The following is a 15,596-nucleotide window of genomic DNA, read 5'->3' as shown; positions in this document are numbered from 1 at the left end:
GCAAGCAGTTAACCTTAATAAAAAAACAAGATTCCCCAGCTAAATTCAGGATTTAGCTGGGGAATCTTAAAACTTATTTGCCCAGAGGTGAGGAATTAGGTAGATTGAGCGGTTAGCAACTCAACTGGCAAGCGCTTGAAGGCAAGGCGCTCATTTTCCACATCGACAAAGATGGTGTCGCCGTCGTTGAATTCGCCTCGCAATATCCCTTTAGCGATTTGCGTTTCCAATTCCCGCTGAATAGCACGCTTCAAGGGACGCGCTCCATAAACGGGGTCGTATCCTACTTCTGCTAAAAAGTAAAGGGAAGCATCGGAAAGTTTGAGAGACATCTTGCGATCGCTCAACCGTGATTCGAGTCGCTTGACTTGCAACTGGACAATCTGCCGCAATTCCTGCTTGTTCAAGCCGTGGAAGATAATAATCTCGTCGATCCGGTTCAGGAACTCCGGACGGAAACTCGTCCGCATCGCATCCATCACCCGACTCCGCATTTCTTCGTAGCGGGATTCATCGCTGGCAATATCTAGGATGTACTGCGATCCGATATTGCTAGTCATGATAATGATCGTGTTCTTGAAGTCTACGGTGTGACCGTGAGAATCGGTAACGCGACCATCATCAAGAATTTGCAGCATAATGTTGAACACATCCGGGTGTGCTTTTTCGATTTCGTCGAACAGCAACACCGCGTAGGGACGACGCCGGATGGATTCCGTCAGCTGTCCGCCTTCGTCATAACCGACATAGCCGGGAGGCGCACCAATCAAGCGAGAGACGCTGTGCTTCTCCATATACTCGGACATATCGATCCGTACCAAGGAGTTTTCTGTATCGAACAGGTAAGCCGCCAAGGCTTTTGCCAATTCTGTCTTACCGACGCCCGTGGGACCGAGGAAAATAAAACTAGCCGTCGGGCGATTCGGATCGGCTAAACCAGCACGCGCCCGCTGGATGGCATCGGCAACTGCTGTCACCGCTTCGTCTTGCCCAATCACGCGCTTGTGCAGTTCATCTTCCAATTGCAGAAGTTTTTCTTTCTCCGATTCAACGAGTTTGCTGATGGGGATACCAGTCCACTTGGAAATGATTTCAGCGATATCGGATTCGGTGACTTCTTCCCGTAAAAGCGACTTACCACTTTTTTGAGTTTGAACGAGTTGGGCTTCTGTCTGTTCTAGCTGATGTTGCAACGCGGTCAACGTGCCAAATTTTAGCTCAGCAGCTCGGTTAAGATCGTATTCTCGTTCCGCTTGTTGAATTTCCACATTCACCCGGTCGATTTCTTCTTTCAGGGTTTTGCGGCGTTCGAGAACATCTTTTTCAGCTTGCCACTGTGCATTGAGCGTCCGTTGTTCTTCTTTGAGATCGGCAAGTTCTTTTTCTAGTCTTTGTAACCGTTCTCTAGAAGCAGGATCGCTTTCTTTTTGCAGCGATAGCCGTTCCATTTCCAACTGGAGGATCTTGCGGTCGATTTCGTCGAGTTCCTCTGGTTTGGAGGTACTTTCCATCTTCAATCGTGCCGCCGCTTCATCTACTAAATCAATCGCTTTATCTGGGAGGAAGCGATCGCTAATATATCGAGTAGATAGCGTCGCTGCCGCCACTAACGCACTGTCAGAAATTTTCACGTTATGGTGCGTTTCGTAGCGATCTTTCAATCCCCGCAGAATCGAAATCGTATCTTCTACGCTGGGTTGATCGATATAAACTTGTTGGAAACGACGTTCTAGCGCGGCATCTTTTTCGATGTATTTGCGATATTCATCCAGGGTTGTCGCACCGATACAGCGCAATTCACCCCGCGCCAACATCGGTTTGAGCAAGTTACCCGCATCCATCGCGCCTTGAGTCGCACCCGCACCAACAACGGTGTGGATCTCATCAATGAACATGATAATGCTGCCCTGAGAATCGGTGACTTCCTTGAGAACAGCTTTCAAGCGTTCTTCAAATTCACCCCGATATTTGGCACCAGCAATTAGCGCACCCATATCTAAGGCGATGAGTTTGCGATCGCGCAACGACTCCGGCACATCCCCACTGACAATTCGCTGTGCCAAACCTTCAGCGATCGCCGTTTTACCCACCCCCGGTTCCCCAATCAGGACGGGGTTATTCTTGGTGCGACGCGAAAGAATCTGAATCGTGCGGCGAATCTCATCATCGCGCCCAATTACCGGATCTAACTTCCCTTGACGGGCGAATTCTGTCAAGTCGCGCCCGTATTTTTCTAACGATTCGTACTTGCCTTCTGGATTTTGGTCAGTCACTTTTTGGCTCCCACGAATTTGGGCGATGATATCTTTAAGTTTGGCTTCATCCAGTCTAAATTCTTGGAATAACGCTTTCCCAAAGCGCTCATCTTTGGGATAAGCCAGCATCATGTGTTCGATGGAGATGAAGTCGTCTCCATACTCTTTGCGAAACGCTTCAGCCCGATCCAGCAGAGAATCCAAACTGCGTCCGACATAAACTGAGGTGCTACTACCGGAAGTTTTTGGCTGACGCTTGATGAAATCTTCCGTGCGTTCTCTGACTCGCGGCACATTCACACCCGCTTTGTTAAGAATACTGCTGACGAGTCCTTCTTGCTCCAGCAGTGATTTCATCAAGTGTTCGCTTTCAATTTGTTGCTGCTGGGCAGATTTAACAATATCTGGGGTGCGAGTGATGGCTTCCCAGGCTTTTTCTGTAAATTGGTTGGGGTTAGTTGGTTGCATGAGGAGTTACTCAATTAATGAACCCTAGAGACACCCATAACATACAGAAATTAGCAGTTCATCTCTTTTATGGCTGTCCCTATGAGTCATTGTAGGTAGACTGGCTACACTCCTGGGATCGGTGTTCACGGCTTTTGTGATAGGTATCTCCGTCCCTTTTTAGGCTTCCGGTTCAACTCCTAGCGCCCGTAACTGTGCTGCTAATCGCTCGGCGCGTTGGCTTTCTTGCTCGGCGCGTTGGCGCTCTTGCTCGGCGCGTTGGCTTTCTTGCTCGGCGCGTTCGTAACCCGTCAACAAAAGATTTCCTTCTCGATCCCACCAGCGCAACCAAGGCAGCGTAGCATTTTGATATTCACCCTGCCAAATTCCCAACTCTACTCCTAGCAGTGAAATTGGATAGTGTCCCCGCTCGTTAGCACTGAGGAGTTCATAGCGATTTTCTATCAAATGATACACCTCAACACTGGCTTTTTTCACTTCATAAATGCCGTAAAATGCCGGACGAATTACCGTTTCATAAACCCAAAATTTGCCAGTTATCGGTGTAGTGTCTCGTTCTTCCGTTCCATCGGCAGAAACAAATTCTAATACAATCGACGGAGGAATGAACTCTTGCCACAAGACATAAGAACGCCGAAGTTCACCATTGAGCGTTGGCGGAACATTGGGTACATAAAACCAATCTGGTGCTTCCGCACCTCGCTCTGGTGGTTCGGCAAGCCGCCAGTAAATCCCGGCATCTTGTCCAATGCAGTATTGTCCATCCGAATGAAGTTGCTGCAAAACGGGCAACAGAGAGTCAGTCAGCAGAATACTTTGAGGGTGTTCTTGGAAATTTTTCACAAATGTGCCATCAGAGTCTGGCAGCTGGGTGTGGTCGGGTAAACTTAAGCCTAAGTCTGACTTGGGAACAGCAGAAGTCATAAGATTATCTCAAAAATCTACTACATTTAAGCTCAACTTTATCCATTCAAGCAGCGCCAAGCAGATTATTGGTTAAAAATTCCCGTTAAGACTGGAGAACTTTTACCATTTCGGTTAGTTCGGGCAAAGCGGCGTCACTACAGCAGCAAGAAGTTCTAGAGTTGCTCTCTTGACGATATATTTTTTTAGCTCTTAATGCCAACTTTTTATTAATCACTGCCTTTTGTTGGTGCAAATGGATACAGCCGAGCTAAGACCTCACCGAAAATGCCTCGCCAAAGCGGCGAGTAACGGGTTCAATTAAGAAAGTGAGAACTGATTTCCTGCGGGTAATAATTTCTCCAGTTGCCGCTATACCTGGAGTAAATGTAACTTCTTGATTTTGCACCTGAATTGAATGTTTTTTAAGTTTAATTCGGGTAGGGAAAACTAAGCCTAAGTCTTGGTCAGCGATCGCATTCGGACTCACTTGCACCACCTCACCCTCAACCGTGCCAAATTCCTGAAACGGGAAAGTAGCCATTTTGACTTTTGCCTTCATTCCCTTACGGATAAAGCCAATATCGCGGTTGAGGACTTTGACTTCTACCAACAATTCTTCGGATTCGGGAAGTATCGATAACAACTCCTCTCCCGCCTGTACTGGCCCTTTGGTTGCTTTAATACTGTAGACTGTCCCCGTAACCGGAGCGGTGATGGTTTCTACTTGTCGCTGCTTTTTCGCCGACTCCAACTGACCGGCAACGGTTGTCAGTTCTTCTTGGCGCTTATTCAACTCAGTGAGAATATCACTCTGACGCTCGGACTTCAAACGCTCTGCCTGATTGCGAGCCGATTGATACGCTTGTTCAGCTTGGCGAATCGCTTGCGCTTGAGCAGCGATATCTTTTTCTAGGGAGGTGATTTTGTCGTGAACTTCCGTAACTTTATTTTGAACATTCGTAATATTATCTTGTGCTGTGGTGACTTCGGCTTGCGCTCTGACGACTCTCTCTTGTGCGTCCACGTAATCGAGTCGAGGGACAGCACCGGGAATTAGGAGAGTGGTGAGCGCCTTTTGTCTGGTTTCAGCTAAGGCGAGGCTGTTGTTGGCTTCCTTGAGAAGGCTTTTGCTATTGGCGAGGTTGGTTTCGGCGTTGGCTTTGTTAATTTTGGCGTTGGCGAGGTTTTCTTGCAGACGGGTGAGGCGAACTTTGGCTTCATTGATGACTGCAATTTGGCGATTTGCTTCGGCGATCGCCGCCGCTCTTTTGGCTGAAAAATCTTGTAGACGCGCGGTTAAAAGCTGGTCTTGCAAAGAGGTTCCCTTCGTTGTAGAGCCAGTGCGTTCAGCTTCGAGACGTCCTAAATCTTCCCGAATTAGCTGGGTAGATTTGGCGAGACGGTCAACTTCGGCTTGTGGCAGGTCGGGGTCGCGTTCGATGAGGATATCGCCTTTTTTAACGCGATCGCCTTCTTTGACTTTTACGGCTTTGATGACGCCTCCTCCTAGCGATCGCACGGGTCGCACTTGGGTTGAGGCAATCAGTTCGCCATTCGCCACCGCTACTTCATCGACCTGGCTCCCGTATGCCCATGCGATCGCTCCAAATACCAGTAAGCTGATGCTTGCTGCCAATAATCGCGTGTACAGTGGTGGCAGTTCTTGCACTGCTTTACCTAATTCGTAGGAGAGGGAATCTTCTGGATTCGCTAGTTGCTGTCTTGTTTGACGAGCTTGAGCAGGTGTTGAAGTTAGGGGCGATCGCATATAATTTCGGTACTAAAATATAGGGTTGTCACATCTGCCTTGGAGCTTCAGCTTTGTCGGCGTACTTGATGATTCATATTGTGGGACAAGCTAATGTTAAATGGATTTAAATTCTCAAATGAGCGCCAGCTTTTAAGTGCAGATTTCCCCAATTCTGCACCGCTAGAATTCGATTCAAAAATAGCCGGAATCTGGTCAGGATTTAGAGGGCTGAGCGATCCGCTACAGCAAAGAAGTCTATTTAAAAGTAGCGCGATCGCTGCGGCTTCTACCGTCAGTGAGATCGGCGGTACAATTGACAGCACCGACCTGAAAAACCCCATCCGTGGAGGCAGCCTCCGGGATGACTATCTGTTGACTGGGATTAGCGCCGCAGAGCAGGTGGAGGTGAAACTAGACTCCACAGAATTTGACGCCTACTTGCAAGTAGTGAATGCCTCCACGGGAGCGGTTGTTGCCTTCAACGATGATTTTGAGGGTCTGAACTCTCAACTGACTTTTACAGCCGCTCAGGGCATTGATTACATTGTTCGAGCCACGACTTATGAGCCGGATGCTACTGGCAACTATACCCTCAGTAGCAATTTGGGAGTCCTAAAACCAGCGTCTCCCATCAGTGGAAACCAAAGCTTCAGCGGCGCGATCGCGAGTAGCGACGCAAGCAACCCCATTCGTGAGGGCAGTTTTTACGATGGCTATGTGTTAAGCAATTTAGTTGCCGGTCAGCAGGTGCAGGTAAACCTTGATTCGCCTAGCTTTAATGCTTACCTGCAAGTGGTGAATGCTGGAACCGGAGCAGTTGTTGCAGAAAATAATGATTTCAGCGGTACAAACTCCCAGCTAACTTTCACGGTAGCTGAGGGCATTGATTATATTCTGCAAGCTACAACTTTTGAAAAGGGTGGGACTGGCGGCTACACCCTGACGACTAAAATTGCGAGCATTCCAGACCCTTTAGATCCCGGTAATACTTTGGGAACTGCTGAAGCTCAAACTTCAGAAGTTTTCTCGCGCAATCAACAAGTTAACGCAAGCGATCGCGATGACTTTTACAGCTTTAATGTTGCTCAATCTGGTATCTTTACCGCTAATTTATCTGCATTGAGTGGTGATGCCGATGTCCGACTAATTCAAGACAGCAACAACAACGGCGTCATCGATCAAAGCGAAGTTTTAGGTTGGCAATGGGAGCGCGGGACTGGCAACGAATCAATACGTCGTTTCCTCAGTGCTGGCAATTACTTTTTGCAAGTAATGAGCTACAACAACCAAACCGCTAACTATTCTGTGGCGACTACTTTCACTACTGCTACCAGCGATCCTCTCAGTTTTTCAATCAAAGTCAATTTTGGTCAAGGCTTGGGTAGTTTGAATACAGAGGCTCTCAATGCCATTACAGAAGCTGCGAAAGTTTGGGAAAAAATTATTCCCTACAGCACCTTTAGTAATTCCCAAATTCTCACAATTGATGTTACGGGGGATACTTTTGGGGAAGATGAATTTCTGGCTTTTGCGGGACCAAAAACTTTAGCCCTTGATGCTTCTGGTAATCAAATGACGATATCAGGAGCTTCAACGATTAACACGAGCTTGGCAAATACATACAACAACAATCCAACTTTCTTACAAGAAACGATGGTGCATGAGTTTGGTCACGTTCTAGGAATTGGAACGCTTTGGTCAGGTTTTGGACGCGATCTAATTAATTTTTCCGAGGCGACGTATAGTGCTAACACCTATGCAGGTTGGGCTTATGGAGAATTAAAAGGTACATTTTTACAAACTGCTGTTCCCGTTGAAAAAAGTCTGTTTGGTCATTGGGATGAAGATGTCTTTGACAATGAATTAATGTCACCTATTGCTGAAAAAAACTCTGAGTTATTGAGTCAATTAACAATTGCTTCTTTAAAAGATATTGGGTGGAATGTGAACTATGGGGGAGCTGAATCTTACACTCTACCTGGATTCAATACTGCTTCAAACTCATTAAATGCTAATGCTTCGCTGATTAATTCATCTTTTCCTTTACGCTGTGGCTGTGGCGCTCACTTAGCATCTTCGAGCTTAGCCGAGCATATACAGCAATCCTTTTAGTTTGTTTTAACTCAGATATTGCACCATTCTCAAGTTTGCCCAAATTCCGCCTTGAACTTAAGTTCAAGGCTCATAGCTCAAGTCCATTGAAATGGACTGAAATGCTTACTCTACAGGAATTACGCAAAGCTTATACATATAGCATTTTGTAGGGGCAATCCCCCTGTGGTTGCCCCCAAATGTGGTGCTGTTGCGTAAGTCCTGCTCTACTCAGTCTTCTCTTATAAGACTTGATTCTGTTAGCCGTTGGGTTTAAACCCCTTGCGGGTAATGCGACTGGGGCAAGATGTCAATTTTAACAAACTTGAACTTTCAGCCCGTTCGCGCTAGCGTTCCCGAAGGGTGCTTTAGTTCAGACTTGAGCGCAGGGCAAAACTTAAGTGCCATTCCCTTTAAGAGTTAGAAACCTCTGAGGAGCTTTTGAGTCAAATTTGCTATGTTCCAAAATCCTGGGAGGAAGTCTTTTATGGATTTTATAACCTGCGTGACTTGCATAACGCTAGGAACTCATCCCCAGTTACTTCCTGAGATCGCAAAATCAGACATAGTAGATTGGGTTGAGGTAACGAAACCCAAAAATCCTTTTGAGTTGGGTTTCGCGATCGCTCAAACCAACCTACTCTCTTCCCCTCAACAAAGCTTAAACAGGGGAAAGCAAATTGGGATCAATTCTCAAAGAGCGAATATGACGATGACAATCAAGTTACTTCCCTACGAAATTTTAGCGGGGACAGCAATTAGCTATGCTGATATTTCCCTGGCTTTTACCAATACATCTAAAAAAAATCAGTTGATTGAAATTAGCCAGATAGAAATTGTGCCAGCGAATTCCGAGCAAGTTCTCATGAGTGCAACTCCCCAAGAATTGGAACGTCCCGCGAAAGTAGTGCTACCAGGAGAAAGCCAAGTATTAGAGTATCGCCTCAAATGCAAATCGAAAATTTATCGGCGGGGTGAGAAAGCGATCGCTCGCATTCACTATCAGCTAAATGGTCAACCCCAAACCGTTGCTCAGTCAGATTCTCAAGCAGTTGCCTTTATGATTCCTTAAAATCATCAGACAAATCTGAAGCACGGTAACAGCTGCGTCTGGCGGTACAAAATCAAGTACCCAGGTAACGGCGCAAAAAAGCTTCTAGGGATTCCATCTTCATCCCAAAAATCGACTCTAAATGCTCAACTTCCTGGGATGTGCAGAAAAATTCATTGTCCAGTAACGTGCGGAGAGTACCCAAGGCTTTAGACGCTTGAGGATTCAACAATCCCAGCGCCCCGCGTACCCCATCAAACACCAATAGCGGTGGGTTAATCACGATCGGTTCCTGGTTGAAGATGCGACTGAAAATACGAGGAATATCTTGGCGCTGGAGGATATCTGGACCTCCCACAGGTAAAATTTGATTCCGGGCACCTTCAACATTTACGGAGTCTACGGCAATCCTCGCTAAGTCATCGGTACTCACAATCGAAGTCCGACTTTTGGGATCGCCGATGAGCAGATAAATCCCAGTATCTCGAAACCGTTCTGCTAGGGGTAAAAGGTTGGAGGCAAAACCTGAAGGGCGCAGGATAGTGTAATTGAGTCCGCTGGCTTGCAGATACTTTTCTACTTCCCGCTTCGCCTTAAAGGATGGTGCGTCTTCGTACCCGCGATCTGCTCCCAGTACCGAAATGAAAACAAAGTGCTGGACGCCAACTTCTTTTGCCCGGTCAATCAGTTCAATATTGGCTCGGTAGCCTAACGCTTGGGCATCGCCCTCACCCCCGTGAGCGCTGATAATGTACTGAACGCCTTGGCAAGCTTTTTCGATATCTTTATCGCGCTGCAAATCACCAATAAAGATTTCCGCTCCTCGGTGTTCCAGCTCGCTGTAACGGGATGTCAGGCGGACAAATGCTCGCACCAGCATTTCCCTCTCCCGCATCAGCCGCACAATTCGGCGTCCGAGTCCTCCTGTGGCTCCAGTTACTAAAAACATGATCTTAAGTTCCTAATCAATTTTGGGTGTTGGATTGATGCTGGAAAATCTAAAATTCTACAATCACGGGGGTATGGTCGCTGGGTTTGGGCAATTTTCTAGGGGAGCGATCGATGGTGCAGCTGGATGAACGTTCGTAAAGGTCTGGCGTCAAGTAGTGATGGTCAATCCGCCAACCCCAGTTGCGTCGAAACGCTCCGGTTCGATAGTCCCACCAGCTGAAGTGTCCTGTTTCTATTGTGAATTTTCTAAAGGCATCTGCCAAACCCAACTCTAAAACGCTGCTCAAGGCTTGACGCTCTAGATCGGATGCCATAATCCGACCTTTATAACTTAGTGGATCGTGAATATCTCGGTCTTCGGGAGCAATATTGAAATCGCCGCAGACACAGAGGGAACTGGGCTGTTTTTCTAGCAGTGCTTGCAGATACTCGCGCAGGGCTTTAAGCCAAAGCAGTTTGTATGCGTATTTCTCGCTACCGACGGCTGAGCCATTGGGCACGTAGAGATTAATGATGCGGACACCCTCGATAATGCCAGTAATTACCCGCTTCTGTTCGTCAAAATCCTCTCTACCCAAAATTGGGGTAAATCCGGTGCTGACATCCTCAAGGGGCGAACGGCTGAAAATGGCAACACCGTTATAAGATTTTTGACCAGAAATGTAGAGGTGAAGCCCTAGTGCCTCAAAGGGCGATCGCGGAAAATCCTTATCTACCACTTTAGTTTCTTGCAGACACAGGACATCTACAGGATTATCCTGCAACCACTGCACCACCTGCTCTAAGCGAGTGCGAATCGAATTGACGTTCCAAGTAGCAATCTTCATGGGTTATTCATGATTGGTCATTGGTCATTGTTCATTAGTCATCGGTCATTGACAACCGACTGATGACTAATGACTAATCACTCATGACTCATGACTATTGCCAAATCTTGCAACTCAAATCGCCAGCCTTTTGCGTGAGGCGGAAGTTTTCGCGGTAATCTACTGCACAATCAATCACCGAGGGAACTTCCTGTTCCAGGGCAGTTTTCAAGGTCGGAATCAGATCCACGGCGGATTCAACCCGGTAGCCTTTAAGTCCCATGCTTTCTGCAAATTTGACAAAATCGGGATTGCTAAAATGGACAAACGCAGATTCGCCAAAGTGATTGTGTTGCTTCCACTCAATCAAGCCATAGCCCCCATCATTAAAGATTAAGGTGACAAAGGCAGTGCCGACGCGAAGCGCAGTTTCTAATTCCTGACAATTCATCATAAAGCCGCCATCGCCAGTCACGGCGATGACTTTTCTTTGGGGATAAACTAACTTGGCGGCTAAGGCACCTGGAATAGCGATACCCATTGCCGCAAAGCCATTAGAGATGATGCAGGTATTTGGGCGATCGCAGTGATAGTGACGCGCGATCCACATTTTGTGCGCCCCCACATCTGAAATCACAATATCTTCTGGCCCCATAACTTGCCGCAAGTCATAAATTATTTTCTGCGGCTTAATCGGAAACCCATCATCATTGGCATACTCTTCATAATCCGCCCGGATATCTGCCCGTAATTGCAAGGCATAAGGATCGGGTTTGCCTTGCCGGTCAGCTCGGTCTAAGATTTCCCGTAGCGAGTCAGAAATATCCCCCACAACTTCTACTACGGGAATATAGCTGCTATCAATTTCTGCTGACGTATCCCCAATGTGGATAATCGGAATCTCACCGAGGGGATTCCACTTTTTGGGGGAATATTCAATCAAGTCATAACCAATTGCAATCACCAGATCCGTTTGGTCAAAAGCACAGCTGATGTGGTCTCGCTGTTGCAATCCTACCGACCACAAGGCGAGGGGATGGGTGTAGGGAATGACTCCTTTGCCCATGAACGTATTCGCCACTGGAATATTTAGCTTCGTGGCAAATTCAGTTACTGCAACGCTAGCGTCTGCACGAATCGCCCCATTTCCCACCATGATCAGGGGATTTTGCGCTTGGGAAATGGCTTTAGCTGCCTGTTCAAGGCTGTGGAAGGCAGCAAAAGTTTTTTCCCCATCATTCTTGTGCAGGGGCTTGCCAGCGGCTGTCATTTCGGCAATGTTTTCCGGCAAATCGATGTGAACTGCCCCTGGTTTTTCGCTCTGAGCAATTTTAAACGCTTTGCGGACAATTTCCGGTGTGTTGCTGGGACGAACAATCTGAGTATTCCATTTGGTGACTGGCTCAAACATCGCCACCAAATCTAGGTATTGGTGGGATTCGATGTGCATCCGGTCTGTACCTACCTGTCCGGTAATTGCCACCAGCGGCGCACCATCAAGGTTAGCATCGGCAACGCCGGTCATCAAGTTGGTGGCACCTGGCCCCAGCGTGGAGAGGCATACTCCAGCTTTTCCGGTAAGGCGTCCGTAGAGATCCGCCATGAAGGCAGCACCTTGTTCGTGGCGGGTGGTAATAAATTTAATTGAAGAGGTTTTTAGGGCTTCCAATATGTCTAGATTTTCTTCGCCAGGAAGCCCAAAAATGTATTCGACTCCTTCATTTTCTAGACATTTAACTAATAGTTCAGCGGTATTCATTTTTCCTCTTCCCCTCTGTATGCTCTTGGCATCTGTAGTGGTTCGTTTTTGGTGTAGGGGGCTGATGCCCTGTACGGTAGCACAGCTAGCTGTACGCCCGTACTGAGTTCATCCCCATCCCGCAAGTGGTATGGAACTTCATTCATCTTTGAATGCACCGCCGCTTATTTCACCCACACGGTTTTGATGTTGACAAACTCGTGAATTCCCTCTTTGCTTAACTCGCGTCCATATCCGGAACGCTTGATGCCGCCAAAGGGGAGTCGCGGATCGGATTTAACCATGCCGTTAATAAACACGGCACCGGCTTCGAGTTCGTCAATCAAGCGATCGCGTTCTTGATCTACTTGAGTCCAAGCACTAGCACCTAGTCCAAAGGGCGTGGCATTGGCAAGCGCGATCGCGGCGTTGATATCTGGCACCCGGAATAGCAGCGCCACGGGACCAAAAAATTCCTCCGCTTCTGCTGGACTACCCGCTGGGATATCTGTCAAAATTGTGGGCAGATAAAAGTTACCAGTCCGGTCAGATAATGGCTGTCCACCCGTGAGAACTTTTGCTCCCAGTTTGACGCTTTCTTGAACTTGCCAATCCAAATCTTTGAGAAGAGATGGGGTTGCCAGTGGTCCTAAGTCGGTTTCCGGATGCATCGGATCGCCGATTTTGAGTGCCTCAAATTTCTCGATCAGACGTTTTTCAAATGGGTCTGCGATCGCATCCACGACAATGAACCGTTTCGCAGCAATGCATGATTGACCGTTATTCAGCATTCTGGCACTCACCGCTGTCGCAATGGCTGCATCCAAATCGGCACTTTCTAGGACAATATACGGGTCGCTTCCCCCCAATTCCAGAACGGTTTTCTTAATTTGTTTCCCGGCGGCGGCGGCGAAGCTCATCCCGGCGGGTTCGCTTCCCGTCAAGGTTGCCGCTTTCACTCGATCGTCTGCTAAAATTGCCGCTACTTTATCTGCCCCCACCAGTAAGCTTTGAAAGACACCCTCTGGGAATCCCGCTTTGTGGAAAATCTCCTCCAGTGCCAAAGCACACTGAGGCACGTTGGAGGCGTGCTTGAGTAAACCGACATTTCCCGCCATCAGCGCCGGTGCAGCAAACCGAAACACTTGCCAGAAGGGGAAATTCCAAGGCATGACTGCCAAGATGACACCTAAAGGCTGGTAGCGCACAAAGCTTTGACTGGCATCTGTTTGTGCTGGCACATCCGCGAGGAATTCGGCGGCGCGTTCGGCGTAGAAGCGACAGACGGCGGCGCATTTTTCCACTTCTGCGATCGCTGAAATTAAAGTTTTCCCCATTTCTAGGGTGATGATTTTGCCCAAGCGTTGGCGATCGCTCTCTAAAATCTCAGCAGCGGCATTGAGCCATTCTGCCCTTTTTTGGATTGGCGTCTGTCGATACTGTTTAAAACTTGATTGCGCTAGCGCTAGCTTCGTTTCAATCTCTGTATCTGTCAGTGCCTCAAACGTTTGAAGCGTTTCCCCAGTTGTTGGGTTAATCGTGGCTATACCCATTGCTTCAACCTCCAATGCCTAATTAGATCGGGGTAGCCCTCAAATCGTGAACTCGGCTGATTAACCCCATTCATCAACCCGCGCTTGTCTCAAACGCGAACCACTAGCCGCATCTGCTTGAGCGATCGCACCTGTCTTAAAGTTAGTTTCCAGACGCAATCCAGCGCCTCTTTATGGCTCGGTTAATGGCGGGCTAACTCCGGATGGTGTAGTACCACTACCAGTCTGCTATCTTGCTACTCCCGAAGATTTCTATTCTAGGTTGCCCCCCGGTCTAAGTTTAGTAAGTGCTAAGCGTACTTACAATTGTATTTTCTTAACAAAATTTTTAGGCTTTTGTAAATTTTATGTACAATAACAATGTGTACAATAACAATGTCAAGGATATAAAGGCTCCTACTAACTTGGCTCGTCTTTTCCTCCAGATCGAGCATCGGCTCTCCAACTTAGTAGGTTACACGCGAGCCAGTCCATTGCAAGCGCTTTGCAGCCGCTTAAGGAGTGCCTCGTCTACTCTTCTGGTGAGGGTGACTGCCAGTCTAGGAATTAGCTGGAAATAGAGGATGGATGATTTGGAACTTTCCCACCGTTGCAGTGATGATTTTTTGAGCAGCAGTAACCAGTGCTTTATTGCTGATTCTCCCGTGATTTTGGCAGTCGATGATGATGAAGACAACTTACTGTTGCTCGCTTACGTTTTAGAGCCGCTAAATTGCTTAATCATCACTGCGGTTGACGGTCATACTGCTTTTGAGAAGGCACAAACTGAACAGCCAAATCTAATTTTGCTGGATATTATGTTACCTGACTTAGATGGTCTTCACGTTGTCCGTCAACTCAGGCAAAATCCCCAGACGAGTACAATTCCAGTTATCGCCGTCACCGCACTCGCCAGACCCGAAGACAGAGAGCGTATCCTCACAGCAGGCTGCAATGATTACATTAGCAAGCCTTACTTGCTGGAAGATATAGAAGCTGTTATCCGGCGCAACCTGAGGTGGAATCCGTCTCTGGTTGCGGCGAAATTGAGGATGGATTGCGCGTATTAGGGGTTGCGGCTAAAACCGCAACGGTACTGGTACGACTGGTTTTCAGCGTGGAGTCGATCATCAGATCGATGACAGGGACTTTCACCACTTCCTCAATCAGCTGTTTCAGTTGCAGTTGTAGGGCGTGGTTTATATTCGATCGAACTTGCTCAGCCAGCTTTTGCTGACCCCTCTGTGCCAGAAGTTGTTCGGGTTGAGTAATGGAATTTTCGATAATAATCGCAATTTTGTCCCCCATAAATTGGCAAGTCACTTGACTGGGCTGGTGCCCTAGCTGAGTGTGGTAAAAAGACCGAATTTCCTGTGATAGGGTTCCTTCTAATTCACCACGAGTGGGTTGGATTGTGTCCTGCATAGCGATCGCTCTCAGGAAAGGTAAATTTTCTCACCTTTTTAATTTGACTGTAACAGCGCGAACAATTTCCCGGACATCTCCCAAAGATAGATATCCCCAACATCCTAAAATTTTAATAGTTAGTATCTTGACAAGGTTAGTCTTTAGGAGCTAAATCCTATAGTAGGGTGGATGCCAAGTCTGCTTAGGGGAATAGCGTTCGAGCCTCTCAACTATCCGAAGCAGTTTTCGATTTATTTATGACTCTTTGCAACTTACACTGAAACACCAAACGTATACAAACATTTGGTGTTTCAGTGTCTTGTATCACATGAGTGTAAAGATATCTAGTGCTAAAAGGCACAATGAATGTTAATGTTTAAATTGTGCAATTTTTTAACTAACTTTATATAAAATCAGGGGACAAGCAATACCACCACTAGCTTGTTTTGTTCTCTTGCAAAGGTGAACTTAGGAATATCAACCTAGTGGGGCAACTACGAGCCAATCGATTCCAAGTGCCAAAAAATGCCGCTTGGGGAATGCCTCGTAATACCGTTTCACTTTGCCCGCAGCCGATCCCCTAACCCCCTTAAAACAACGGGCAACGAGGGAATCACCAGTGTAGCGTCAATTAAGTGAAT

The 15,596-nt window shown here is 47.3% G+C and carries 12 protein-coding genes; 3 read left to right on the top strand and 9 right to left on the bottom strand.

Going from position 1 to position 15,596, the window contains the following annotated elements:
* Positions 1 to 95: 95 nt before the first annotated feature.
* The 3 genes from clpB to AC2VDX_RS21040 all read right to left on the bottom strand — a co-directional run bounded on the left by clpB (position 96) and on the right by AC2VDX_RS21040 (position 5,397).
* Positions 96 to 2,723 (bottom strand): ATP-dependent chaperone ClpB, encoded by a 2,628-nt coding sequence (clpB, locus tag AC2VDX_RS21050; RefSeq protein WP_378184548.1) that lies wholly within the window; start codon positions 2,721 to 2,723, stop codon positions 96 to 98.
* Positions 2,724 to 2,882: 159 nt separating this feature from the next.
* Complete coding sequence (locus AC2VDX_RS21045) at positions 2,883 to 3,647, bottom strand: Uma2 family endonuclease (RefSeq protein WP_378184547.1); 765 nt, start codon at positions 3,645 to 3,647, stop codon at positions 2,883 to 2,885.
* Positions 3,648 to 3,897: 250 nt separating this feature from the next.
* Entirely contained in the window at positions 3,898 to 5,397 is a 1,500-nt protein-coding gene (locus AC2VDX_RS21040; RefSeq protein WP_378184546.1) for a beta-barrel domain-containing protein, read from the bottom strand.
* Positions 5,398 to 5,490: 93 nt separating this feature from the next.
* On the opposite strand from AC2VDX_RS21040, the gene AC2VDX_RS21035 reads away from it, so the two are divergent.
* Positions 5,491 to 7,491, top strand: coding sequence for a pre-peptidase C-terminal domain-containing protein (locus tag AC2VDX_RS21035; protein ID WP_378184545.1), 2,001 nt, complete (start codon positions 5,491 to 5,493; stop codon positions 7,489 to 7,491).
* A 466-nt stretch (positions 7,492 to 7,957) separates the two neighbouring features.
* Positions 7,958 to 8,542, top strand: coding sequence for a hypothetical protein (locus AC2VDX_RS21030; protein WP_378184544.1), 585 nt, complete (start codon positions 7,958 to 7,960; stop codon positions 8,540 to 8,542).
* 52 nt (positions 8,543 to 8,594) lie between these two features.
* Here the strand turns inward: AC2VDX_RS21030 and AC2VDX_RS21025 are convergent, their stop codons facing one another.
* The 5 genes from AC2VDX_RS21025 to AC2VDX_RS21005 all read right to left on the bottom strand — a co-directional run bounded on the left by AC2VDX_RS21025 (position 8,595) and on the right by AC2VDX_RS21005 (position 13,569).
* Positions 8,595 to 9,470, bottom strand: a complete 876-nt coding sequence (locus AC2VDX_RS21025; protein ID WP_378184542.1) for an SDR family oxidoreductase — start codon at positions 9,468 to 9,470, stop codon at positions 8,595 to 8,597.
* Between the two features lie 49 nt (positions 9,471 to 9,519).
* Complete coding sequence (gene xth, locus AC2VDX_RS21020) at positions 9,520 to 10,299, bottom strand: exodeoxyribonuclease III (RefSeq protein WP_378184541.1); 780 nt, start codon at positions 10,297 to 10,299, stop codon at positions 9,520 to 9,522.
* A gap of 94 nt (positions 10,300 to 10,393) precedes the next feature.
* Positions 10,394 to 12,037, bottom strand: a complete 1,644-nt coding sequence (locus tag AC2VDX_RS21015) for an acetolactate synthase large subunit (RefSeq protein WP_378184540.1) — start codon at positions 12,035 to 12,037, stop codon at positions 10,394 to 10,396.
* The gene (locus AC2VDX_RS21010) at positions 12,034 to 12,183 is read right to left on the bottom strand and encodes a hypothetical protein (protein ID WP_378184538.1); all 150 of its coding nucleotides are present in this window, start codon (positions 12,181 to 12,183) and stop codon (positions 12,034 to 12,036) included. The genes AC2VDX_RS21015 and AC2VDX_RS21010 overlap by 4 nt, the downstream gene beginning before the upstream one ends.
* An 18-nt stretch (positions 12,184 to 12,201) precedes the next feature.
* On the bottom strand, positions 12,202 to 13,569 hold the full coding sequence (locus AC2VDX_RS21005) for an NAD-dependent succinate-semialdehyde dehydrogenase (protein ID WP_378184537.1): 1,368 nt from the start codon (positions 13,567 to 13,569) through the stop codon (positions 12,202 to 12,204).
* 563 nt (positions 13,570 to 14,132) lie between these two features.
* Between AC2VDX_RS21005 and AC2VDX_RS21000 the strand changes: the two genes are divergently transcribed.
* Positions 14,133 to 14,618, top strand: a complete 486-nt coding sequence (locus AC2VDX_RS21000) for a response regulator (RefSeq protein WP_378184536.1) — start codon at positions 14,133 to 14,135, stop codon at positions 14,616 to 14,618.
* Here AC2VDX_RS21000 and AC2VDX_RS20995 read toward each other — a convergent pair.
* Positions 14,548 to 14,973, bottom strand: a complete 426-nt coding sequence (locus AC2VDX_RS20995) for a Na-translocating system protein MpsC family protein (RefSeq protein ID WP_378184535.1) — start codon at positions 14,971 to 14,973, stop codon at positions 14,548 to 14,550. The genes AC2VDX_RS21000 and AC2VDX_RS20995 overlap by 71 nt on opposite strands.
* Between the last annotated feature and the right edge of the window lie 623 nt (positions 14,974 to 15,596).

The sequence above is a fragment of the Coleofasciculus sp. H7-1 genome (genome assembly GCF_057473865.1).
Note: the sequence above shows the minus strand (reverse complement) of the source record. Positions and strands in the feature narration are given on the sequence as shown.